The following is a 21,765-nucleotide window of genomic DNA, read 5'->3' on the forward strand; positions in this document are numbered from 1 at the left end:
CCGTCCCGGGGGGCCTTGCCCCCCACCCCCCCCCGGCCTGTGGCCCCCCCCCTGGTTGTCTCCGGGGTGGGGCCCTTTGTACTCGCGGACCTGGTGCGGATCAGTGGGCGGCGGCGCCCTGGGTGATGCCGAGCGCCGCGGAGTACTGGGTGACGACGAGCTTGCCGAGCGCCGAGTAGGCGCCGAGCACCTCGGCGGCCGCGCAGTCGGCCTCCTTGGCCGCCGTGTCCAGCAGCCCCTCGGCGGCCTCCGGGCCGATCAGGTAGGGGGCCAGCGCGAGCTGCGTGGAGCCCTCGCTGCGCAGCTGCTCGGCGACCGCGGCCACCGAGCCCTCCTGGTCGAGCGCGGCGGCCTTGACGGGCACCGCGAGGCGGGCGGCCAGCAGCATGCCGGTGACCCCGGCGACCTGGACGGCCTCCGCGCCGCCGGTGGTCGCCACGATGATGCCGTCGGCGGCGGTGGTGACCGTGAACAGGCGGGCGCGGTCGGCGCGGGCCAGACCGGCCTCGGAGAGCCGCACGTGCAGGCCCTCGGCGAGCAGCGGGTGCGGGCCGAGCACCTCGGCCAGCTCGGCGGCGGCCGAGGAGTCCATGACGGCCTGGCGCATCCGGCGCAGCAGGTCGGCGTCGGGGCCGGCGAGCAGCGGGACGACCACGGCGTCCGGACCGGTGGGCGCGGGCACGTCGTGGCCCGCGGCGCGGGCGAACTCGGCGCGGGCGACGCGCTCGGCGGCGACCGTGGTCAGGACGCCGGACAGGGACGGGAACTCGGAGCCCTCGGTGTCGTCGCCCTCGAGGAAGCCGACGCGGGCGTCCAGGCCCGGCAGCTCAGAGCGGCCGATGCTGATGATCTCTTCCGCGAGCCCCCGCGAGGCGGCCGAAGGGGCACCGGGCACGGCGAGCACCAGCGCGGGCGCGCCCTCGGGCGCCACCGCGGGCTCGGGTCGGCGGTGCCGTCCGGCAGGGCGGGGTCGCGGCATTCGTACGGGCAGGCCATTTGCGGGCCCAGTGGGGGAGCTCATGGCGCCGCATGCTACTGGCTTATCGGAACACCGTGTTCGGGCAGGGCCTCAACGGGCGGCTTCTGTCCGTATTTATCCGTTGAATGTCGTATACCGTTCAACGGATATGATCACTGGGCGGCCGGAAGCCGCCAGTCCACCGGCTGTGCTCCCTGGCGGACCAGCAGGTCGTTGGTCCTGCTGAACGGCCGGGAACCGAAGAACCCGTTGGACGCGGACATGGGGGAGGGGTGTACCGACTCCACGGCCGGCAGCTCTCCGAGCAACGGCCGCAGATTGCGGGCGTCCCGGCCCCACAGCACCGACACGAGCGGCTTCCCGCGCGCGGCCAGCGCCCGGATGGCCTGCTCGGTGACGGCCTCCCAGCCCTTGCCGCGGTGGCCCCCGGTCTTGCGCGGGGCCGTGGTCAGCGCGCGGTTCAGCAGCAGCACGCCCTGCCGGGTCCACGGGGTCAGGTCCCCGTTGGCGGGCCGGGGCACGCCGAGATCCGCGTACAGCTCGCGGAAGATGTTGTCGAGGCTGGGCGGCCACGGGCTGACGTCGGGCGCCACCGAGAAGGACAGGCCCATCGCGTGCCCCGGGGTGGGGTACGGGTCCTGGCCGACGATCAGCACCTTCACCTCGTCGAAGGGCTGCTGGAAGGCCCGTAGCACATTGGCCCCGGCGGGCAGGTACGTCCTCCCCGCCGCGATCTCGGCGCGCAGGAAGTCGCCCATCGCGGCGATCTGCGCCGCCACCGGCTCCAGAGCACGGGCCCAGCCCGGCTCGACGATCTCGTTCAACGGTCGTGCTGCCACGGGCGATCACTCTACTGGCCGATCCGGTGGGCGAGTACCGCCGCCCGCACGCACAGGACATCGGGCAGGTGCTCGGCCAACAGCCGCCAGCCGTCCCCGTCGTCGTGGCCGGCGTACAGCTCGCCGTTGCGGTTGCCGAAGTAGATCCCCGCCGGGTCCGCGTCGTCCGTGCACAGGGCGTCCCGCAGCACCGTCCCGTAGTGGTCCCCCTCCGGCAGTCCGCGCGTCAGCGGCTCCCAGGTCGCGCCCGCGTCCCGGGTGCGGAAGACCCTGCACCGGTGCTCCGCCGGGACCCGGTCGGAGTCGGCGTTCAGCGGGAAGACGTACGCGGTGTCCGGCCGGTGCGGGTGTGCGGCCACCGCGAAGCCGAAGTCGGAGGGCAGGCCGGCGCCGATGTCCGTCCACCGGGCCCCGGCGTCGTCGCTGCGGTACACGCCCCAGTGGTTCTGCAGGTACAGCCGCTTCCGGTTCCCGGCGTCCTGGGCGATCTTGTGCACGCACTGGCCGAACTCCGGATGCGGATCGGGCAGGAACACCGCCGAGACCCCCTCGTTGGACGGGGCCCAGTGCTCACCTCCGTCCACGGTCCGGAACACCCCGGCGGTGGAGACCGCGACCGTCACCGCGTCCGGGTCGGCCGGGTCCGTCAGCACCGTGTGCAGGCCCTCGCCACCGCCGCCCGGCACCCAGCTCCCGCGGCTCGGGTGCTCCCACAGCGGGCGGACCAGCTCGAAGGACTCGCCGCGGTCCGTCGAGCGGAACAGGGCGGCCGGTTCCGTCCCCGCGTAGACCACGTCCGGCGCCTCGGGGCCGGCCGGATGCAGCTGCCAGACCCGTTCCAGCGAGGCCCCGGTGTCCTTCGGGAACCGCACGGCGGGGGCCGCGGGTTCCCTCCAGCTCGCCCCGAGGTCGTCGGAGGTGAACACGGACGGCCCCCAGTGCGCGCTGTCCCCGCCGACGAGCAGCCGGGGTGCCGGTCCGCGCCGGTCGATCGCGACGGCGTAGACCGCCTGCGCGTTGAAGTGGGGCCCGTCCAGGTCCCAGGAGCCGTCACCCCCTCGGCGGCCGATGAACAGCCCCTTGCGGGTCCCCACGAGCAGCAGTACCTCTGGCACGGTCGGCATGGTCGACACCTCCGGACTTCGTCGTCCCGGTCGTCGTGGCAAACGCTTTCCGGCCAGTCTGCACCCGGCCACCGACAACGGCCGGGAGGCCCCCGCACTGCGCCGACCAGCCGGTCGCGATCGATCAACAGGCGTGTCCAAAGGGTGGCTACTTGATCGTAGGAGGCCGGAAGGGGTTGACTTCCACCTCTGCCACTGCACGCGAGAGGCAATACGTGGCCACCGAGCACCTTTCACCGCTCGACCTCGCCTTCTGGCGGATCGAATCCGCCGCCCACCCCATGCACCTCGGCGCCCTCGCGGTCTTCGAGGCCGCGCCGCCGGGCTCCGACGCCGATCCCGCCCACGGCCCCGGGCCCGGCACCGACGCGGCGGTCCGCGCAGCCGAACTGCTCACCGCCCGCTGCACCACCGTCCCGGGCCTGCGCCGCCGCATCCACGACGTGCTGCTGCCGATCGGTGCGGCCGCCTGGTCGTCCGACGCGGACTTCGATCCCGCCCGGCACGTGTTCCTCGTGCGCACCGACGACCCGGAGGCCGCCGCCGGACCCCTGATGGCGCGACCGCTGGACCGGGCGCGGCCGCCGTGGGAGGCGCACGTGCTCGCCGGGCCCGATCCGCGCTCCTTCGCCGTGCTCTTCAAGTTCCACCACGCCCTCGCCGACGGGCTCGGGGCCCTCGCGCTGGCGGCCATGCTCTTCGACGAGGGACCGCCGGTACGGGGTCCCGCGCGGCCGGCTCCCGCACCGCAGCCCGCCGGCTCCGCCCTGCGCGACCTCCCCGGGATCCTGGCCGCCCGGGTCCAGGACGTCGGCCAGGCCCTGGAGATCGGCGCGTCCGTGGCCCGCGCCGGACTGCCGCTCGGCGTCCCCGCGGCGTTGACGGCGGCCGGCCCGGCGCGCACCGGCACCCGCGCCGTCGCCGGCCTCGCGCTCGACCTCGACGACGTCAACCGCATCCGGAAGGTCGCCGGGGGCACCGTCAACGACGTGCTGATCGCGCTGGTGGCCGGCGCCCTGCGGCGCTGGCTGGTGGGCCGCGGCGACCCCGAGCCCGAGGGGCCCGGGCCGCGCGCGCTGATACCGGTGTCCCGCCGCCGTCCCGGCGGCACCGCGAAGTACGGCAACCGGCTCTCCGGCTACCTGCTCCGGCTCCCGCTCGACGAGCCCGATCCGCTGCTGCGCCTGGACCGGGTGCGGACCGGCATGGACCGCAACAAGGAGGCCGGGCCCGCGCGCGGCGCCGGAGCCGTCGCCCTGCTCGCGGATCACGTCCACCCGCTCGGTCACCGGCTCGGCGGCCCCCTGGTCGCCCAGGCGGCCCGGCTGCTGTTCGACGTCCTGGTCACGAGCGTCCCGCTGCCGAGCTTCACCTTCTCGCTCGGCGGCAGCCGGGTGCGGGAGGTCTATCCGCTGGCCCCGCTCGCCCGCGGCCATGCGCTCGCGGTCGCGGTCTCCACGTACCAGGGCACGGTCCACTACGGCCTGGTCGCAGACGCGGCCGCCGTGCCGGACCTGGCGGACCTCGCGGAGGCGCTGCGGGCCGAGCTCGCCGAGTTCGTACGAGAGGTGTCGTAGTACGAGAGATTTCGTAGTACGGTGGTTCTCGTACGAGCCGCGGATCCGCGGCGCGCCCGGCCACATGCGGAGAGACCTCCATGAGCGCTGTCCCCCTCGCCCCCGCCATCCTCGCCGCTGCCGGTCCGGCAGCCGTCGCGGGCCTCTTCACGCCGTTCACCCTGCGTTCGGTCACCGCGGCGAACCGGATCTGGATGGCGCCGATGTGCCAGCACGTCGCCGAGGCCGCGGGGCCGAACGCGGGCGTGGCCCACGCATGGCACTTCGCGCACTACGCCGCCCGCGGGGTGGGCGGCGCCGGCCTGATCCTCCAGGAGGCCACCGCCGTCTCCCCGGAGGGCCGGATCTCCCCGTACGACCTGGGCATCTGGAACGACACCCAGGCCGAGGCGCTGCGCCCGATCACCGCGTTCCTCAAGGCCCAGGGCGCCGTTCCGGGCATCCAGATCGCGCACGCCGGCCGCAAGGCCTCGACGGGCCGCCCCTGGGAGGGCGGCCGCTACGTGGGGCCCGAGGCGGACGGCTGGCTGCCCAGCGCCCCGAGCCCGGTGCCGTACGCCGAGGGCGACCCGGTGCCGCACGAGCTGACGACCGCCGAGATCCACGAGATCACGGGCCGGTTCGCGGCCGCGGCGCGGCGTGCGCTGGCCGCGGGCTACGAGGTCGTCGAGATCCACGGCGCCCACGGCTACCTCATAGGCCAGTTCCTCTCCGGCGAGAGCAACCGGCGCACCGACGCGTACGGCGGCTCCTTCGAGAACCGGGCCCGTTTCGCCCTCGAAGTCGTCGATGCCGTGCGGGCCGTGTGGCCCGAGCACCTGCCGCTGTTCTTCCGGGTCTCCGCCACCGACTGGCTGGAGGAGTCGGGCTGGACCCCCGAGGACACGGTCCGGCTCGCCGGACTGCTGCGCGAGCGCGGAGTGGACCTGCTGGACGTGTCCACCGGCGGGATGGCCCCGAAGGCGGACATCCCGGTGGCCCCCGGGTACCAGGTGCCGTTCGCCGCCGAGGTCAGGGCCCGGACCGGCCTCCCGGTGGCCGCCGTCGGGCTGATCACGGAACCGGCGCAGGCGGACGCGATCCTGGCCGACGGGCGGGCGGACGCCGTCCTGCTGGGCCGCGAACTGCTCCGCGACCCGTACTGGGCCCGCCGCGCGGCCGCCGAACTGGGCGCCGTGACACGGGTTCCCACCCCGTACCACCGCGCCTGGTGACCGTGTATTACGGTGGTTCTCGTACGAGCAGGGGAGCCGGGTGAGACGAGGACAGACGTGACGGATACGGCCACCACCCGTGCGCTCGCCCATCCGGGGCCGGCCGAGATCCACCTCGAAGCGGTGCTGCACGCCCTGTCGGACCCGGTGCGGCTGTCGATCGTGCGGGACCTCGCGGACACGCCCCGGGAGCTGGCGTGCTCGTACTTCGTCCTGCCCGTCACCAAGTCGACGACCACGCACCACTTCCGCGTGCTGCGGGAGGCCGGTGTGATCCGCCAGACGTACCGCGGGACGGCGAAGATGAACGAGCTGCGCCGTGCCGAGCTGGAGGACTTGTTCCCGGGGCTGCTCGACAGTGTGCTCATCGCGGCCGCCGCGGAAACCGCACGCCAGGCCGGCTAGGCCCTCCTCCGGCCACGGGCAGCCGGCACGGCACCGGCGCCGGCGCGGGGAAGGCCTCCGGCACCGGCGCCGGCACGGAGAGGGCCCCCGGCTCCGGCACGGGTGCGGGGAACGCCCCGGCACTGGGGAACGCCCCGGCACCGGCACGGGCAGCCGCACGGCACCGGTGCGGGGAAGGGTTTCCGGCTCCGGCACGGGTGCGGGGAGCGACTCTGGCACGGGTACCGGCATGGGGAGGGCCTCGGGCTCCGGCGCGGTGCGGGGAGCGACTCCGGCACGGGCGCCGGCACCGGCACCGGGAGGGCCTCCGGCTCCGGCACGGGTGCGGGGAGCGCCCCGGCACCGGACCGGCCAGCGCCACCGGCGTCGGCTTCGGTATGCGCGAGGGCCCGTCAGGGTTCAGGGAGCCGCGTTCGCCGCTCGGAGCAGGCCCGGCCAGTCCGGGATCTTCACCGAGCGGCGGCCCAGCGAACGCCCGAGGTCGGCCTCCGCCGCCTCGATCGCCAGCCAGCCCGGCCACTCCACCGGGTGCAGACCCGCCGCCCGCAGCGCGTCCAGCGGGTCGCCCGGCAGCTCCCGCCGGGCCAGTACCGCGGCGTCCTGGAGCAGCGAGGACGCCGTCTCCTTCGCGCAGGGCCGGTTGGTGCCGATCACCCCGGTCGGGCCGCGCTTGATCCAGCCCGCCACGTATTCGCCGACCGAGGCCCGGCCCTCGCGCAGTACCCGGCCCGCGGCGTGCGGGACGGTGGCCCGCACCGGGTCGAAGGGCAGGCCGGGCAGCGGAACGCCCTGGTACCCCACCGAGCGCAGCACCAACTGCGCCTCGACGTCCTCGTACGCGCCGGTCCCGGTCACCCCGCCACGGCCGTCCGGGGCGGTCCGCTCGAAGCGCACCCCGGCGACCCGGCCGCCGTGGCCGGCCAGCACCTCCACCGGGCGCAGGTAGAAGCGCAGGCCGATGCGGCGCGGGGTCCCGCCCGGGTCCTGCTCGGCCCAGCCGCGCAGCACGTCCAGGTTGCGCCGGGCCACCGCGGGCAGCGCGGCGGCCTCGCCCGGGTCGCCGTACGCGGGGTCGAGCGCCAGCTCGGCGGGGTCCACGACGGCGGCCACGCCCGGCAGCGTGCCCAGCTCCCGCAGCTCCTTGGTGGTGAACTTGCCCTGGGAGGGCCCGCGCCGGGCCACCATCGACACCGATTTCACGCCACTGTCCGCGAGCGCGCCGAGGGCCGGCTGCGGCATGTCGGTCGGGGACAGTTCGGGTTCGCCGCGGGCCAGCATCCGCGTCACGTCGACGGCGACGTTGCCCGCCCCGACGACCACCGCCGAACCCACCCCGGGCAGGTCGAAGGCCTCGCCGACGGCGTCCGGATGCCCGCTGTACCAGGCGACGAAGGCCGTCGCGGAGTGCACGCCGGCCAGCTCCTCGCCGGGGATGCCGAGCAGCCGGTCGCGGGCGGCGCCCACGCAGTACACCACCGCGTGGTACAGCTCCAGCAGCCGCCCGGCGGTCAGCAGGGGCCCGCCGACCTCGACGTTGCCGAGGAAGCGGATCCGCTCGTCCTCCAGCACCGTGCGCAGGCTTCCCTGGAGCGATTTGATCTTCTCGTGGTCGGGGGCCACCCCGTAGCGCACCAGTCCGTACGGCGCGGGCAGCCGGTCCAGCACGTCGACGCGGACGCCCGGCACCTCACGCTGCTGGACCAGCGTCTGAGCGGCGTAGACCCCGCTGGGGCCCGAACCGACGACGGCGACACGAAGCACGGCGGAGCTCCTCCCGCAGGTGCTCCCAGCATGCCACCGGGTCCGGCGGCCGTCAGCCCATCGCGCGCATCCGGTGGACCTCGGCGGTCTGGGTGGCCACCACCTCGTTGGCCATCTCCTCCACCGCCCCGTTGTTGCCGGCGGCCAGCACCTCGCCCGCCATCTTCACGGCGCCCTCGTGGTGGGCGGTCATCAGGGTGAGGAAGAGCCGGTCGAACTCGGCGCCCCGCGCCTGCGCGAGCCGGGCCAGCTGCTGCCCGGTCGCCATGCCCGGCATCGCCCCGTGGTCGTGTCCGGCCGGCGCTCCGGAGGCGGAGCCGGCCGGGGCCGGGTGGAGGGCCAGCCACTTCTCCATCGCGCCGATCTCGGGCTGCTGGGCGGCCGAGATCCGCTCGGCGAGCCGTTTGACCCCGTCGGCCGAGGCCCGCTCCGGGGCGAGCGCGCTCATCGTGAGGGCCTGCCGGTGGTGTTCGACCATGTGCTGCACGTACGCCCGGTCCGCCGCGTTGGGGCTGTCGTCGGGCTTCCTCCCCGCGGCTTCCGAGGGGGAGAGGGTGCGGGCCTGCTCGCCCGGTCTGCCGGGGGCGATGACCGCCGCCCCGCCGTCCTTCGCCGTCCCGCCCTCCTCGCCGCCCCCGCATCCGGTCAGGGCGAGCAGGACTCCCGAGGCCACGACCGCCCCGGTGATTCGACCGAGTAACGCCTTTGCCATGTCCATGGTAAGGAACATACTGCCGGGGTCCTGGTTCCGTTCCCACCACGAGCGGAATCGATCGGACTCCCATGGGAGGGCACAGTGACCTCGAAGCACCCCACCAGAGTGCGGCGCCGGAGTCTGGGGGCGGCCGTGGCCGCGGCCGGGCTGCTCACCACGCTGTTCGCGGCCGGACCCGCGGCCGCCACCCCCGATCCGGGGGACCTGTCACCCGGCAGCGCCCCGTCCGGGGCCGCGCAGCCGGCCGCGGGCCGCGAACTCGCCCCCGGCGAGATCCCCGGCCAGGACGAGATCGTGCACAGCGCCAACGTCAAACCCCTGGCCAACGTCCCGAGCGCCGACCCCGGCGTCATCAACTCCGACCTGGCCTTCCAGGGCAAGTACGCCTACGCCGGCAACTACAACGGCTTCACGGTCTACGACATCGGCAACCCCAAGGTCCCGAAGGTCGTCAGCCGCGTGCTCTGCCCCGGCGGCCAGAACGACGTGTCCGTCCAGGGGGACCTGCTCTTCCTCTCCACCGACTCCTCGCGCAGCGACGACTCCTGCAACAGCGTCTCGCAGCCCGCGACGGAGAAGTCCTCGTGGGAGGGCATCAAGATCTTCGACATCAAGGACAAGAAGAACCCCAGGTACATCAAGTCGGTCGAGACCAACTGCGGCTCGCACACCCACACGCTGGTGCCGGGCGAGCGCGACATCTACCTCTACGTGGCCTCGTACTCCCCGAGCGAGGCCTTCCCCGACTGCCAGCCGCCGCACGACGGCATCTCCGTGATCAAGGTCCCGAAGAAGAACCCGACGCAGGCGGCGGTCGTCGCGTTCCCCGTCCTGTTCCCCGACGGCGGCAACCCGGGGGAGCCCACCAACCCGGGCGTCTCGAAGACCACCGGCTGCCACGACATCACCGTGCTGCCCGCGAAGAAGCTGGCCGCGGGCGCCTGCATGGGTGACGGCATCCTCTTCGACATCAGCAGGCCCGAACAGCCGCGGGTCATCGACCGGGTGCAGGACAACGTGAACTTCTCGTTCTGGCACTCGGCGACCTTCAACGAGAAGGCCGACAAGGTGGTGTTCACCGACGAGCTGGGCGGCGGTGGCGGCGCCACCTGCAACGAGGCCACCGGACCGAACCGCGGGGCCGACGGCATCTACGACATCACCGGCCGCGGCGACCAGCGCAAGCTCGTCTTCCGCAGCTACTTCAAGATCCCGCGCCTCCAGGCCGACACCGAGAACTGCGTGGCCCACAACGGCTCCCTGATCCCGGCCGGCGGCGGCCGCGACATCATGGTCCAGGCCTGGTACCAGGGCGGCGTCTCCGTGTGGGACTTCACCGACTCCGCCCGGCCGAAGGAGATCGGCTACTTCGAGCGCGGCCCGCTCACCACGGACCGGCTCGGACTCGGCGGGTCCTGGTCGGCGTACTACTACAACGGCCACATCTATTCGAACGACATCGTCAAGGGCCTCGACGTGCTGCGGATCGACGACTGGCGCACCGACGGCGCGAAACGGGTGTGGATGGACCGGCTCAACGTGCAGAGCCAGCCCGAGTACCACTGACGCCGGCCGGGTGTCAGCCCGCCGGGGGAAACGTTCCGTCGGGCGGTCCGCCGTCCGGCGGGACACCCAGCCCCCAGTCCAGCCCGTAGCGCTGGAACAGCTCCGCCCGCAGCCGCGCGAGCGGCATCGGAGCCCCCGGCAGCAGGACCGCGACCACCGCACCCATCAGCAGCGCCCGCAGCAGCGGGTAGTCGGTGTCCACGTCCGCCGACCCGTACCGCGTGACCGTGTCCCGGAGCAGTTCCGCCAGCCGCTGCTGCTCCGGGCACTGCACGAACCCCTCGGCCTGGAGGATGCCCGCCATGTGCGTCCGCATCAGCAGCGGCTCGTCCCGGGCGAGCCCGAGGATCGCGTCGACGGCGCGGGCGAGCAGCTCGCGCCCGTCGTCGCTGCGCGGCTCCCGCTCCAGGGCCGCTTCCAGCGTCAGGTGCATCAGCCGGTGCACCGCCGACTGCAGCAGCTGCCGCTTCCCCGGGAAGTAGTACGAGACCAGGCCGCGGGCAGCGCCCGCCCGGTCGGCGATGTCGCCGAGCGTCGTCGCCTCGTAGCCGCGTTCGGCGACGAGTTCCACCGTGGCCTGGAGCAGTCGCTCCCGGGAACGTCTGCGCAATTCTTCATTGACCGATGCGCTGCGCGGGGACATGCTTACTCCTGCGTTGACTGGCTCCCAGCCAATATACTCAGCGCACGGGGTCACCTGCTCTGGGTGACGCGGGGGATCACCCAGAGCAGGGACGTCCACACCCCCACGGGAACACCGGCTCCGGCCCGTCCGGGCAGGATCAGGCCAGCGCGCTCAGACCCGGCATCAGGGCCACCGCCAACGGGACCGCCGGGAGCAGCGTGGCCAGCGCCGTGAGCCGCAGTCGCCGGCCCGCCGACAGCCGGGGCGCCGCCGACAGCAGCCGCCGCACCCGCTCCGACACGTGCGGCTGCGGGCTCGGGTAGGGCCCGAACACCCCGCGGTCCTCGTTGAGACCGACCAGTGCGAGCGCGATCGTCAGCCTCCCGAACCGCCGCGAGGCCACGTCGTCGGCGGCCAGTTCGACGAGCCGGTGCATCTCCGCCTCGAACGCCGCGAACACCGGCACCTGGGGGAATCCCCCCGCCAGCGCCCGCGAGCAGTGCAGCAGCCAGTCGTGCCGGGCCTGCGCGTGGCTCTGCTCGTGCGCCAGCACGGCGTCCAACTGGCTCCCCTTGAGCCGCCCGAGCGCGGCCGTCGTCACCACCAGCTGCGGCGCGGCGCCCGGCAGCCACCACGCGTCGGGCCGCGTCCCCTCCAGTACGACGAGCCGCGCCCCGGCCGGATCCTCCCCGGGCAGCAGCGGCGCCCGTACGAGCAGCTCGGCGCCCCGCGCCCGCCGCCGGGCCCGCGCCCGCAGCACCTCCCGGGTCAGCCGGGCCCCGGTCCACAGGCCGCCGCCCGCCAGTGCCAGCGCGGTCCCCGTGGCCCACGGCCCGCCCGTCGGGCCCAGCGCGTAGGCGTCGACCACCCCGTGCGGCGCCGCCGCGAAGAGCCTGCCCCGGACCGCCAGCCAGGCGGCGGCCGCGCTCAGCAGCATCGACAGCGCGAAGCACAACAGCACCGCGCCCACCACGCACTGCCACACCCACAGGGCGACGACGGGCTCACGCTCGGGCCACTCGGCCCGGGCCAGCAGACGGGGGGCGAACACCGCGGTCAGGGCGCCGAGCAGCAGGAGTGCGGCGGGGACCATCATGACCGCAGCCTATGAGCGCGGGGCTACCTGCGGGTACGGGCTTTCGGGATTGGTGACGCAGGACACGTCCGCCCCCGGCGCGCAGACCGGCCCCCGGGTCACAGACCGGGCAGCATCGCCAACATCCCGATCCCCATGGCCAGTCGGCAGGCCCGCGTCAGCTCCACGGGCGACACCTGCGGGGCGCCCGCGAGCTGCGCCCCACCGCCGCCCGCCGTCACCAGCCGGGCTCCGCCGAGCAGCACGTACCCGGCGAAGTAGAGCAGCAGCGCCCCGGTGACGAGCGGCGGGCCCCCGCCGTGCCCGTGACCGGCGGCCATCGTCAGCGCCATGTACGCCATCGCCAGCGAACCGACCAGGTGGTGCGCGTGGTGCACCCCGCCGCGCAGCAGCCACACGGCGTGCAGCACGGCCCCGCAGCAGACGGCCGACAGGATCCCGGGACCCCACGGCCCGATCCCCGGCATCCCCGACGGCACGGCCATCACCGCCATTCCGAACCCCATCACCGCCTCGCCCGCCGCCGCACCGCGCGCCTCCCGCGCCGATCTGCGCACCCGCCGCACGCAGTACGCCCCGCTCACGAGGCACAGGAGCACGAGCAGCCAGGCGGCGACGGAAGCGGGAAGGGACGTGGCGGGACCGTGCACGGCGGAACCTCCCGGTTCGTCGGCGTCACCGGAAGAGATGCCCCGGCCCGCGGGCCCGCACGCCGCCCCGGGTTAGGCTCTCCATGCCGCACCGGGCATGTCATATGCCGCCGAGCTGAACGGAGCCTCCGATGTCGACCGCGCACCCCGCCGCCCTGAACTTCCGCAGTGCCGTGGAGGCGGACGTACCGGAACTGGTGGTGCTCGTCGAATCGGCCTACCGCGGAGACGCCAGCCGGGCCGGCTGGACCACCGAGGCGGACTTCCTGGACGGGCAGCGCACCGATCCCGACGGGGTCCGCGCGATCATCGACTCCGCCGACGGCGTCCTGCTCGTCGTCGAGCGCGCGGGTGAACTCGTCGCCTGCTGCCAGCTCGAACACCGCGGCGACCACGCCTACTTCGGGATGTTCGCGGTACGCCCGGGCCTGCAGGGCGCCGGCCTCGGCAAGGAGATCCTCGCCGAGGCGGAGCGCCGCGCACGCGAGACGTGGGACGCCAAGGAGATGCGGATGACGGTGGTGAACGTACGGGAGGAGCTCATCGCCTACTACGTGCGCCGCGGTTACCGGCGCACCGGCGAGCTGAGCCCCTTCCCCTACGGCGACGAGCGCTTCGGCGTCCCGCTCCGCACCGACCTGGCCTTCGAACTGCTGGTCAAGGCGCTGTAGCGCGGAGCGGGCGCCGCCGTCAGGCGATGAACCGGCCCGTGCTGCGGATCTCCGGGAAGTCGGTGGTCGCGCCGTCCAGTTCGAGCGCCCGCGCCAGCCGCAGCTGTTGCAGGGTGTTGACGGTCCAGCCGGTCACCCGCAGCCCGGCCGCGTGCACGGACTCCACCGTGTCCAGGGTCAGCTCGCGGATGTCGAGGGCGACCGTCCCCGCGCCGACGGCGAGCGCCCGGTCCACGATCGGGCGGCGGTGCGGGAGGTGCCCGTCCGCGTACAGGCAGCTGCGCACCCCCGGCACCAGCCGGGCCGTCTCCGCGAGCACCTCGTCGTCGAAGGAGGCCACCTCCACCCGCGTGCTCAGGTCGTGGCGCCGGACCAGCTCGGCCAGCGCCGCGGCGACGGCCCCGCTCTGCACCGACACCTGGAACGGGGTGCGGACCGCGCCCAGGACCTCCTCGAAGACCGGCACGTGCTCGCCCTGACCGGCGTCCAGTTCGCGCAGCTCGGCCACGGTCAGGTCGGCGACGGCTCCGGAGCCGTCGGTGGTCCGGTCCACCTCGGCGTCGTGCAGGACGACGAGCACGCCGTCCTTGCTCAGCTGCAGATCCAGCGCGATGACGTCCATCCCGGAACGTTCCGCGCGGACGAACGACCGCAGGGTGTTCTCAGGTTCGACACCCATGACCCCGCGGTGACCGATGGTGAGGAAAGTCAAGGTTCTCTCGCTTCCGTCGACGGCGGCTCCCGCGCGGTCGCGGTGTCCCTACCGGCCGCGCGCGGTGAGGTCGCATGCTAGTGCGCCGCCGATGCGATGAGACCGCCCGTGCAGAGCCCGGAACGGGGCCGTCGGCCTGTTCCCGCCAGGGCTCCGCGCCGCCGCACGCCGCGCGGCGGCCCTGCCGCGTCACCCGGGCGTGGGCGCGTCCCCACCGCCTTGACGGCCGGCGTCGGCGACCGCCGCCGCGGCCCCGGCCGGATCCGCGAGATCGGCCAGCAGCGCCTCGCCCAGCTCCAGTTCGGCCAGGTGCTGCCGCTCGCTCCAGCGCAGCGCGAGCGCGGGGAACGCCCACTGCGGCACCTCGGCCGCCTGCGCCATCGCCTCCCGTACGGCGGCCAGTTCGCCCCGGGTGCGCTCCAGATGTCCGCCGACCATCGCGCGCAGCAGCTCCGGCTCGGCGAGGTGACCGAGCCAGACCCGCAGCAGCAGCCCGTGCTTGAGCACCGGGGGACCGGCCTCCGCGGTGTCCGAGGCCCATCCCGCGAGGGCCTCGCGCCCGGCGTCGGTGATGGCGTAGCGGCGCTTGGCCCGCACCTCCTGCGGTCCCGAACGGGTGGAGGCCGCGTAACCGAGCTCCTCCAGCCGGCGCAGCTCGGCGTAGATCTGGCTGATGGCCGGGGACCAGTAGAAGAAGCGCAGGGAGGAGTCCGCCCACTTCTTCAGCTCGTACCCGGTGCGCTCCCCGGGGAAGGACAGCAGCCCGAGCACCGCCCACGCGGTCGGCGGAAGGTCTTGCTTCTTCGACGTATGACTACTAGTCATATTGCGAATTGAAGTATGGCCGGGCACGGGACGCAACCCTGGAGGCATCGTGAAATTCTCCGTGATCTTCGAAGCTCAGCTCGCCGACCCGACCGTGGAGCGGGAGCACCAGGTGATCCACGACTGCGTGGAGCAGGCCGTGCTCGCCGAGCGCATGGGATTCGACCGGATCTGGGCCGTCGAGCACCACTCCCTGAAGTGGTACGCCCACATGTCGGCTCCCGAGGTCTTCCTGACCTGGGTCGCGGCCCGGACGCACACCATACGCATCGGCCACGGCGTGGTCTGCATGCCCTTCAACTTCAACCACCCGGTCCGCGTGGCCGAGCGGGCCGCCATGCTCGACCTGCTCTCCGGCGGCCGCGTCGACCTGGGCGCCGGGCGCGGCGGCACCGTACAGGAGACCTCCCTGTGCGGGGTCGACCGGGAGCGCACCACCCGGGAGGTGGAGGAGGCCCTGCGGATCATCGGCAGGGCCTGGCAGGAGGAGGAGCTGGAGTACCACGGCGAGCTGATCGACATCGCCCCGCACCCGATCCTGCCCCGGCCGCGGCAGACCCCGCACCCGCCGCTGTTCCTGGCGTGCAGCCGCGCCGAGACCCTGGTCCAGGCGGCGGAGCTGGGCGTCGGGGCGCTGGTGATGGGCTTCGCCGGGCCGGAGTCCATCGCCGGGATGCGGGCCGTCTACGACGGGGCGCTCGCCGCACGGGACGGCGCCCGGTTCGTCTCCACCGCGGTCAACGACCACTTCTCCGTGCTCTGCCCGACCATCGTGCTCGACGACCCGGACGAGGCGCGCCGCGTCGGGATCCGCGGCCAGCGGTTCTTCGCCCAGTCCATCGGCCACTGGTACGGCGGGGCGGGCGTCCCGGACGAGGCCGTGGTCGCCGGCGTCGACGAGGCGGCGCAGATGCGCCGGGCGGCCGAGCAGGTGGTGGCCCGGCTGCACGAGCAGGACATCCCCGTACGGCCCACGTCGACGGCCACCTTCCGGGCCGACCACGCGTACGGGAGCGCCGACGACGCCATCGCGTACGTCCGGCGGCTGAAGGACGCGGGGGCCGACGAGATCATGTGCCTGGTCCAGATGGGCACGGTCCCCCAGGAGGCCTGCCTGGAGACCTTGCGGCAGTGGGGCGAGAAGGTCATCCCGTACTTCCGCGCGGCCTGAGCCGCGCCGCGGGCGCGCGGGCGGGGCGCGGCGCGGGCGCCGGGGTGACCGACGTCACCCGCCCGTCCGGCGCCGGGGTCCGGGCTCCGGCGGGCGGTGGCCGCGGTTCGCTCAGCGACGGGGGGTCACGTACGCAATTCGGCCACGCCCAGCCGGTCTTGTGGGTCGCGGCAGGGCCTGCGCCCCCAGTGGAGAACTTGACGAAAGGGACGAAACCGCCGAGCAAACGATGGACGGCGGGAAGAATTACGGTGTCGATGGGGGTCGCGCAGGATAATTTCCCGAACAGCCTCTTGAGCGGGACAGGCTTGCATGCATACGCTGTCATGACGCGAGGTTCTCCTGTGGAGGAAGTGACATGACGGAAATTCTTGTGCCGGGTTCTGGCGGTGCGGTGATAACCGCCGGTGCGCGGGTGGTCGACCACCCTGCGTGGCCCGAGCTCAAGGCCGCCGTGGAGGAGATCCGCCCCTGGCAGGCCAAGGACGGCTCCATCGACTTCGAGGCCGCGGACGCCCCCGCCCCGGCCGTCGTCGAGGCCGCCGTGGAGCGGGCGGTCGACGCCGTCGAGGCGCTCTCGCCGCTGCTGCCGCACGCCGCCGCCTACCACCGCGCCCTCGTCTCCGACCTGCGCAAGTGGGTCTCGGACGGCTTCAAGGTGCCGGACTTCCTGGACTCCCTGCTGGCCTTCCACCCGGCCGCCGAGCGCGCCGACGGGCTCCAGCACCTGGTCGTCTTCCCCATGTACACGCAGAACGGCAACCTCGACCGCAACTTCGAGGCCGTCGTCCTGAAGATGGTGTGGCCCGAGTGGCTCTCCGAGCTGGAGCGCACCCGGTACGACAACCCGCTCTTCCTCGGCATCACCTTCGAGGACTTCACCCCGGGCTACGACACGCACTCCGCCGTGCTCTTCCCGGAGACCATCGCCGTGCGCGAGGCCCCCGAGCGCTTCACCTGGGGCGGCATCTTCTGCGACCGCGAGGCCGCCCGCTACCGCAAGGTGACCGAGGCAGCCGTCGACATCCTCGGCATCGAGCTGCCCGAGGACATCGCCCGCATGGTCGAGGACCAGGAGCGCTGCGAGAAGGCCTTCGTCCTGTGGGACATGGTCCACGACCGCACCCACAGCCACGGCGACCTGCCGTTCGACCCCTTCATGATCAAGCAGCGCCAGCCGTTCTGGATGTACGGCCTGGAGGAGCTGCGCTGCGACCTCACCGCCTTCAAGGAGGCCGTGAAGCTGGAGTCCGAGGGCAACGAGCACGGCCGCGACGTCCAGTACGCCGTCCTCTTCGACCGGATGTTCCGCTTCCCCGTCTCCGGTGACCGCAACCGCAACTACGACGGGCTCGGCGGCCAGCTGCTCTTCGCGTACCTCCACAAGCACGACGTCGTGCGCTGGACGGACAACAAGCTGAAGATCGACTGGATGCGCGCCCCGCAGGTCACCAACCAGCTGTGCGCCGAGATCGAGGACCTCTACCGGGCCGGCATCGACCGCCCGAAGCTCGTCCACTGGTTCAAGGCGTACGAGCTCGTCTCCACCTACCTCGCTCCCCACCCGGGCTCCAAGTGGGCCAAGGGCCCCGACGCCCTCGACCTGACGCAGCCGCCGCGCAAGCTCGTCGACGACGTGCTTCCCGACGAGTTTCCGCTGAGCATGTTCTATGAGGCGCTCGCCAAGAAGCTCAAGGGAGTGATCGCCTCCACGAAGGGCATCACTGCAGTGAACGCCGATTCGGCCGAGCGGGTCGCCGCGTGAGCGCTCGCCCACAGGAGGCTGCACAGATGAACAGCGCTGCGAAGTCCGGGAACGGCAAGCTCCACGGGGCCGTCGTCGCGGTGGCCGGGGCCGGAGGCCCCGCCGGCCACGCCGCCCTGCTCCGCCTCGCCGAGGCCGGTGCCGTGGTCGTGGCCGCCGACGCCGACCCGGCGCGCCTCGCGGAGTCGGTGGACGCGGCCCGCTACGCCCACGGCGGCGCCACCGTCACCGGTGACACCGTGGACCTGCTCGATCTGGAGGCCACCAAGGCCTGGGCCGAGCGCACCGAGAAGGAATTCGGCCGCATCGACGGGCTCGTCCACCTGGTGGGCGGCTGGCGCGGCAGCAAGACCTTCACCGACGTGGACCTCGCGGACTGGGACTTCCTGGAGAAGCTGCTGATCCGCACCGTCCAGCACACGTCGCTCGCCTTCCACGACGGCCTGCTGCGCAGTGACCGCGGACGCTACGTCCTCATCAGCCAGTCCGGCGCGCACAAGCCGGTCGCCAACAACGCCGCGTACAACGCCGGCAAGGCGGCGGCCGAGGCCTGGACGCTCTCCCTCGCCGACTCCTTCCGCAAGGCGGGGGGCGAGGAGGGCCCCGGCGCCGCGGCTGCGATCCTGGTGATCAAGGCACTGGTGCACGACGCCATGCGCGCCGAGCGCCCCAATGCGAAGTTCGCGGGCTTCACCGACGTCAAGGAGCTGGCCGAGGCCATCGCCGGCGTGTGGGAGCGGCCCGCCATCGATGTGAACGGACAGCGTCTGTGGCTCACTCCGCAACCGTGAAAACCGATGCCCGCCGCCACCACGATCCGGCGGTGCGCGGATTCGCGAGCGACAACTACGCGGGGGTCCATCCAGAGATCCTGGAGGCCATCGCCCTGGCCAACGGCGGCCACCAGGTCGCCTACGGCGAGGACGAGTACACCGAGAACCTGCAGAAGATCATCCGCAGCCACTTCGGCCCGTACGCGGAGGCCTTCCCGGTCTTCAACGGCACCGGCGCGAACGTCACGGCCCTCCAGGCCCTGACGGACCGCTGGGGCGCGGTGATCTGTGCCGAGACGGCGCACATCAACGTCGACGAGGGCGGTGCGCCCGAGCGGATGGCCGGGCTCAAGCTGCTCACCGTCCCCACCCCGGACGGCAAGCTCACCCCCGAGCTCATCGACCGGCAGGCCTGGGGCTGGGAGGACGAGCACCGGGCGATGCCGCAGGTCGTCTCGATCACCCAGAACACGGAGCTCGGCACGGTCTACACGCCCGACGAGATCCGGGCGATCTGCGAGCACGCGCACGGCCACGGCATGAAGGTCCACCTCGACGGGGCCCGGATAGCCAACGCCGCGGCCTCGCTCGACGTGCCGATGCGCACGTTCACCAACACGGTGGGCGTGGACGTGCTGTCCTACGGCGGCACCAAGAACGGCATGATGTTCGGCGAGGCCGTGGTGGTCGTCAACCCGGACGCGGTCCGGCAGATGAAGCACATCCGCAAGATGTCGATGCAGCTCGCGTCCAAGATGCGGTTCGTGTCCGTGCAGCTGGAGGCGTTGCTCGCCAAGGACCTGTGGCTGCGCAACGCGCAGCACGCCAACGCGATGGCGCAGCGGCTCGCGGCGGGCGTGCGCGAGACCGACGGGGTGGAGATCCTCTACCCGGTGCAGGCCAACGCGGTCTTCGCGAAGCTGCCGCACGAGGTGTCGCGCCGACTGCAGAAGCGTTACCGCTTCTACTTCTGGGACGAGGTCGCCGGCCACGTGCGCTGGATGTGCGGCTTCGACACCCAGGAGGAGGACGTGGACGGCTTCCTCCAGGCGCTGAAGGAGGAGATGGCCCGCTAGGGCGTCACCCTCGCTTCGAGCCCGCCTCGATTTGAATAGATATACCCCCGACCGCAGATTCATTGATCTGTGGTCGGGGGTATGCCTATGCTCCGGGCCATGGAGCTGATCCTGCAAAGCCCGGACATTCAGGCCTATCTGGCGGCAGATGAGGTCATCGACCACGACCACCCGCTCGTACGGGAACCCGCCGACGCCCTCTGGACCGCCACCGGCGACGCATATTCATACGCCAAGGCCGCCTTCGAGTTCGTCCGCGACACCGTCCCGCACTCCGCCGACTCCGCAGACCCGCGCGTCACCTGGCGCGCGTCCGACGTGCTGGGCACCCGCAACGGGATCTGCCACTCCAAGTCCCATGCGCTGGTCGCCCTGCTGCGGGCCCGGGGCGTCCCGGCCGGGCTCTGCCACCAGCGGCTCGCCGACGACGACGGTGCGAACCCCGCCGTCCACGGCCTGATCGCCCTGCGGCTGCCCGGCGCCGCGCACTGGGCCCGCCAGGACCCGCGCGGCAACAAGCCCGGCGTGGACGCGCAGTTCAGCCCCGACGCCGAACAACTCGCCTTCCCCGTACGCCCCGAGCTGGGCGAGGCCGACTATCCCGGGCTGTACGCCGCCCCGCACCCGGCCGTGCTGGCGGCCCTCAGGGAGTCCGCCGACCGGCAGGAGCTGTGGCGGAACCTGCCGACGGCCCTGTAGCCGCCGCCTCGTCCGCGGGTGCGGCACCCGGCCGGGCCACCACCACGTGCAGCACGGCCGCCGCGAGGATCAGTACGGCGATCCCGGCCAGCAGCGCCTGCGGCGGCGCGTCGGCAGCCAGGCCCACGAGCGCCGCGCCGACCGACGCGGCGGTCAGCTTGAGTCCCGCCCCGAGCGTGAACACCTGGGTCCGTACGGCGTCGGGGGCGTACTCCGAACGGATCCGGAGCGTGGCCGCCAGCAGCGGACCGGCGCACACCCCGGCCGCCGCGAAGAGCACCGCCGCGGTGGCGACGGACGGGGCGAACGCGGCCGCCGCCAGGGCCACCCCGGTCCCCGCCATGGCCCGGCGCGCCAGCCGCCCCGGCTCCACGGACGTGATCCGGCCCAGCGTCAGGGAGCCCGCCAGCGCGCCCACCGCGAACGCCGTCATCAGCCAGCCCCCGCCGCCCGGACTGCCGAGCCGCGACGCCAGCAGCACCGACGTGGTGGTGAGCGTGCCGATGCCGACGAACGCCAGCGTCGTGGCCGAGGTGATCGCCCGCAGCTCCCGGACCCGCCACAGTGCCGTGAGCCCGGCGCCCAGACCCGCCGGAGCCCCCGGACCGCCCCCGGGGCTCCCGTCCGGGTCCGGCCGCCGGGTCCCGTACGGAAGGGTCGCGGCCAGCACCGCCGCGAGCGCGCCGGCCAGCGCGAGCACCGCCATCGCGGGTGCGGCCGAGCCCAGGGCGACGGCCAGGCCCACCACCGCCGGGGCGGTGACCGCCGCGGCGTTGTAGGTGGAGGCGTCCCAGGCGTACGCCCGGTCCCGCCCGGGCCCCGCCGGGCCCAGGCCCGCGACCAGGCTGGACATCCCGCCCGTCACCATCGGCCCGCAAGCGCCGCCCAGCAGGGCCACCGCCAGGACCAGCGGCGCCGGGGCCCGGCCCAGCAGCACGGACAGCGCCGCCACCGCACCGGTGAACCCGGCCAGCGCCGCCACGTGGAACAGCCTCGGCCGGCGGGTCCGGGCCGCGGCCGCCCCGGCGAGCGGAGCCGCCAGGACGTGCGGCGCGAGCCAGGCGGTCAGGACGAACGCCCCGTACGCCGCGCTCCCCGTGCGCTCCAGGGCCAGCAGGACCACCGCGAGGCTCATGCCCTCCGACGCGAACCGTGCGGCCAGCGCCGCTGCCAGGTACCGCCCGAACCCCTGCACCCCGGAACCCCCTCGCACCGCGTAACGTGATGACGAGACAAGACGTTACCGTTGCATGGGTGTAGGGCGAAAGGATTCAGGGATGGCCGATTCCGCGCAGGGGTTCTCGGCGGGCCACCGGCTGATCGAACTCGCCGAAGCGGTCCGCGCGGACCCCGCACTCCCGCGCGCCGCACTCGCCCTGCTCCTCGCACGGCACGGAGAACGGCCCGCCGACCTGACGGAGGAGACCTTCACCGAGGAGGCCGCGGCCGAACTGCGGGCCGCGGCCCGGCGGATGGGCGCGGTGCTAGCCCTGGCCCAAGCTGTCCCCGGCGGGCGAGGCCT

21 protein-coding genes and 1 pseudogene are annotated in these 21,765 nt (G+C 73.5%); 11 read left to right on the forward strand and 11 right to left on the reverse strand.

The features are described 5' to 3' along the window. Positions 1–100: 100 nt before the first annotated feature. The 3 genes from ACFXA3_RS07630 to ACFXA3_RS07640 form a co-directional block, all read right to left on the reverse strand. Complete coding sequence (locus tag ACFXA3_RS07630; RefSeq protein ID WP_385183366.1) at positions 101–1,021, reverse strand: hypothetical protein; 921 nt, start codon at positions 1,019–1,021, stop codon at positions 101–103. A gap of 110 nt (positions 1,022–1,131) precedes the next feature. Beyond that, the gene (locus ACFXA3_RS07635) at positions 1,132–1,818 is read right to left on the reverse strand and encodes a uracil-DNA glycosylase (RefSeq protein WP_385183369.1); all 687 of its coding nucleotides are present in this window, start codon (positions 1,816–1,818) and stop codon (positions 1,132–1,134) included. A gap of 11 nt (positions 1,819–1,829) precedes the next feature. Beyond that, the gene (locus tag ACFXA3_RS07640; protein WP_385183424.1) at positions 1,830–2,933 is read right to left on the reverse strand and encodes a WD40/YVTN/BNR-like repeat-containing protein; all 1,104 of its coding nucleotides are present in this window, start codon (positions 2,931–2,933) and stop codon (positions 1,830–1,832) included. Positions 2,934–3,157: 224 nt separating this feature from the next. On the opposite strand from ACFXA3_RS07640, the gene ACFXA3_RS07645 reads away from it, so the two are divergent. The 3 genes from ACFXA3_RS07645 (at position 3,158) to ACFXA3_RS07655 (ending at position 6,138) form a co-directional block, all read left to right on the forward strand. Next, positions 3,158–4,519 carry a wax ester/triacylglycerol synthase family O-acyltransferase gene (locus tag ACFXA3_RS07645; protein WP_385183426.1) on the forward strand — a complete coding sequence of 454 codons (1,362 nt, stop codon included), beginning with the start codon at positions 3,158–3,160 and terminating at the stop codon, positions 4,517–4,519. Between the two features lie 80 nt (positions 4,520–4,599). Beyond that, positions 4,600–5,733, forward strand: coding sequence for an NADH:flavin oxidoreductase/NADH oxidase (locus ACFXA3_RS07650; RefSeq protein WP_385183372.1), 1,134 nt, complete (start codon positions 4,600–4,602; stop codon positions 5,731–5,733). Between the two features lie 57 nt (positions 5,734–5,790). Next, a complete protein-coding gene (locus ACFXA3_RS07655) occupies positions 5,791–6,138 on the forward strand; it encodes an ArsR/SmtB family transcription factor (RefSeq protein ID WP_385183375.1) in 348 nt (115 codons plus the stop codon). A gap of 399 nt (positions 6,139–6,537) precedes the next feature. On the opposite strand, the gene ACFXA3_RS07660 is transcribed toward ACFXA3_RS07655, so the two are convergent. Together ACFXA3_RS07660 and ACFXA3_RS07665 are read right to left on the reverse strand one after the other, a co-directional pair. Further along, complete coding sequence (locus ACFXA3_RS07660; protein ID WP_385183378.1) at positions 6,538–7,899, reverse strand: FAD-dependent oxidoreductase; 1,362 nt, start codon at positions 7,897–7,899, stop codon at positions 6,538–6,540. A gap of 52 nt (positions 7,900–7,951) precedes the next feature. Continuing rightward, on the reverse strand, positions 7,952–8,617 hold the full coding sequence (locus tag ACFXA3_RS07665; protein WP_385183381.1) for a DUF305 domain-containing protein: 666 nt from the start codon (positions 8,615–8,617) through the stop codon (positions 7,952–7,954). A gap of 78 nt (positions 8,618–8,695) precedes the next feature. Here ACFXA3_RS07665 and ACFXA3_RS07670 point away from each other — a divergent pair, with 78 nt between their 5' ends. Further along, positions 8,696–10,180 carry an LVIVD repeat-containing protein gene (locus tag ACFXA3_RS07670; protein ID WP_385183384.1) on the forward strand — a complete coding sequence of 495 codons (1,485 nt, stop codon included), beginning with the start codon at positions 8,696–8,698 and terminating at the stop codon, positions 10,178–10,180. A 13-nt stretch (positions 10,181–10,193) separates the two neighbouring features. Here the strand turns inward: ACFXA3_RS07670 and ACFXA3_RS07675 are convergent, their stop codons facing one another. The 3 genes from ACFXA3_RS07675 to ACFXA3_RS07685 all read right to left on the reverse strand — a co-directional run bounded on the left by ACFXA3_RS07675 (position 10,194) and on the right by ACFXA3_RS07685 (position 12,551). Beyond that, positions 10,194–10,823 (reverse strand): TetR/AcrR family transcriptional regulator, encoded by a 630-nt coding sequence (locus tag ACFXA3_RS07675; RefSeq protein ID WP_385183387.1) that lies wholly within the window; start codon positions 10,821–10,823, stop codon positions 10,194–10,196. Positions 10,824–10,962: 139 nt separating this feature from the next. Beyond that, entirely contained in the window at positions 10,963–11,901 is a 939-nt protein-coding gene (locus tag ACFXA3_RS07680; RefSeq protein ID WP_385183390.1) for a M56 family metallopeptidase, read from the reverse strand. A 98-nt stretch (positions 11,902–11,999) separates the two neighbouring features. Further along, positions 12,000–12,551: a DUF5134 domain-containing protein gene (locus tag ACFXA3_RS07685; RefSeq protein WP_385183393.1), complete on the reverse strand. Its 552-nt coding sequence runs from the start codon at positions 12,549–12,551 to the stop codon at positions 12,000–12,002. Between the two features lie 131 nt (positions 12,552–12,682). Here ACFXA3_RS07685 and ACFXA3_RS07690 point away from each other — a divergent pair, with 131 nt between their 5' ends. Then, positions 12,683–13,222: a GNAT family N-acetyltransferase gene (locus ACFXA3_RS07690; protein ID WP_385183396.1), complete on the forward strand. Its 540-nt coding sequence runs from the start codon at positions 12,683–12,685 to the stop codon at positions 13,220–13,222. Between the two features lie 19 nt (positions 13,223–13,241). On the opposite strand, the gene ACFXA3_RS07695 is transcribed toward ACFXA3_RS07690, so the two are convergent. Together ACFXA3_RS07695 and ACFXA3_RS07700 are read right to left on the reverse strand one after the other, a co-directional pair. Beyond that, on the reverse strand, positions 13,242–13,901 hold the full coding sequence (locus ACFXA3_RS07695) for a glycerophosphodiester phosphodiesterase (RefSeq protein WP_385183399.1): 660 nt from the start codon (positions 13,899–13,901) through the stop codon (positions 13,242–13,244). 222 nt (positions 13,902–14,123) lie between these two features. After that, positions 14,124–14,759 carry a PadR family transcriptional regulator gene (locus tag ACFXA3_RS07700; protein WP_385183402.1) on the reverse strand — a complete coding sequence of 212 codons (636 nt, stop codon included), beginning with the start codon at positions 14,757–14,759 and terminating at the stop codon, positions 14,124–14,126. A gap of 49 nt (positions 14,760–14,808) precedes the next feature. Here ACFXA3_RS07700 and ACFXA3_RS07705 point away from each other — a divergent pair, with 49 nt between their 5' ends. From ACFXA3_RS07705 to ACFXA3_RS07725, 5 genes are all read left to right on the forward strand, one after another. Continuing rightward, positions 14,809–15,930, forward strand: coding sequence for an LLM class flavin-dependent oxidoreductase (locus ACFXA3_RS07705; protein ID WP_385183405.1), 1,122 nt, complete (start codon positions 14,809–14,811; stop codon positions 15,928–15,930). A gap of 358 nt (positions 15,931–16,288) precedes the next feature. Further along, positions 16,289–17,695, forward strand: coding sequence for a DUF6421 family protein (locus tag ACFXA3_RS07710; RefSeq protein WP_385183408.1), 1,407 nt, complete (start codon positions 16,289–16,291; stop codon positions 17,693–17,695). 26 nt (positions 17,696–17,721) lie between these two features. Then, on the forward strand, positions 17,722–18,486 hold the full coding sequence (locus tag ACFXA3_RS07715) for an SDR family NAD(P)-dependent oxidoreductase (protein WP_385183411.1): 765 nt from the start codon (positions 17,722–17,724) through the stop codon (positions 18,484–18,486). Beyond that, positions 18,483–19,544, forward strand: a complete 1,062-nt coding sequence (locus ACFXA3_RS07720) for a threonine aldolase family protein (RefSeq protein WP_385183413.1) — start codon at positions 18,483–18,485, stop codon at positions 19,542–19,544. The genes ACFXA3_RS07715 and ACFXA3_RS07720 overlap by 4 nt, the downstream gene beginning before the upstream one ends. Before the next feature lie 99 nt (positions 19,545–19,643). Further along, positions 19,644–20,243, forward strand: a complete 600-nt coding sequence (locus tag ACFXA3_RS07725) for a transglutaminase family protein (RefSeq protein WP_385183416.1) — start codon at positions 19,644–19,646, stop codon at positions 20,241–20,243. Here ACFXA3_RS07725 and ACFXA3_RS07730 read toward each other — a convergent pair. Further along, positions 20,188–21,438, reverse strand: coding sequence for an MFS transporter (locus tag ACFXA3_RS07730; protein WP_385183419.1), 1,251 nt, complete (start codon positions 21,436–21,438; stop codon positions 20,188–20,190). The genes ACFXA3_RS07725 and ACFXA3_RS07730 overlap by 56 nt on opposite strands. An 82-nt stretch (positions 21,439–21,520) precedes the next feature. On the opposite strand from ACFXA3_RS07730, the pseudogene ACFXA3_RS07735 reads away from it, so the two are divergent. Then, positions 21,521–21,765, forward strand: a pseudogene (locus ACFXA3_RS07735) (hypothetical protein); the annotation flags it as partial.

This window comes from Streptomyces sp. NPDC059456 (assembly GCF_042750055.1).
Classification (GTDB): domain Bacteria; phylum Actinomycetota; class Actinomycetes; order Streptomycetales; family Streptomycetaceae; genus Streptomyces.

Bases quoted from the DNA above. Each gene is read 5' to 3' on its own strand.
- ACFXA3_RS07630 (WP_385183366.1), bottom strand. From the start codon at position 1,021: ATGAGCTCCCCCACTGGGCCCGCAAATGGCCTGCCCGTACGAATGCCG.
- ACFXA3_RS07650 (WP_385183372.1), top strand. From the start codon at position 4,600: ATGAGCGCTGTCCCCCTCGCCCCCGCCATCCTCGCCGCTGCCGGTCCG.
- ACFXA3_RS07665 (WP_385183381.1), bottom strand. From the start codon at position 8,617: ATGGACATGGCAAAGGCGTTACTCGGTCGAATCACCGGGGCGGTCGTG.
- ACFXA3_RS07675 (WP_385183387.1), bottom strand. From the start codon at position 10,823: ATGTCCCCGCGCAGCGCATCGGTCAATGAAGAATTGCGCAGACGTTCC.
- ACFXA3_RS07680 (WP_385183390.1), bottom strand. From the start codon at position 11,901: ATGATGGTCCCCGCCGCACTCCTGCTGCTCGGCGCCCTGACCGCGGTG.
- ACFXA3_RS07690 (WP_385183396.1), top strand. From the start codon at position 12,683: ATGTCGACCGCGCACCCCGCCGCCCTGAACTTCCGCAGTGCCGTGGAG.
- ACFXA3_RS07695 (WP_385183399.1), bottom strand. From the start codon at position 13,901: ATGGGTGTCGAACCTGAGAACACCCTGCGGTCGTTCGTCCGCGCGGAA.
- ACFXA3_RS07700 (WP_385183402.1), bottom strand. From the start codon at position 14,759: ATGACTAGTAGTCATACGTCGAAGAAGCAAGACCTTCCGCCGACCGCG.
- ACFXA3_RS07710 (WP_385183408.1), top strand. From the start codon at position 16,289: ATGACGGAAATTCTTGTGCCGGGTTCTGGCGGTGCGGTGATAACCGCC.
- ACFXA3_RS07715 (WP_385183411.1), top strand. From the start codon at position 17,722: ATGAACAGCGCTGCGAAGTCCGGGAACGGCAAGCTCCACGGGGCCGTC.
- ACFXA3_RS07725 (WP_385183416.1), top strand. From the start codon at position 19,644: ATGGAGCTGATCCTGCAAAGCCCGGACATTCAGGCCTATCTGGCGGCA.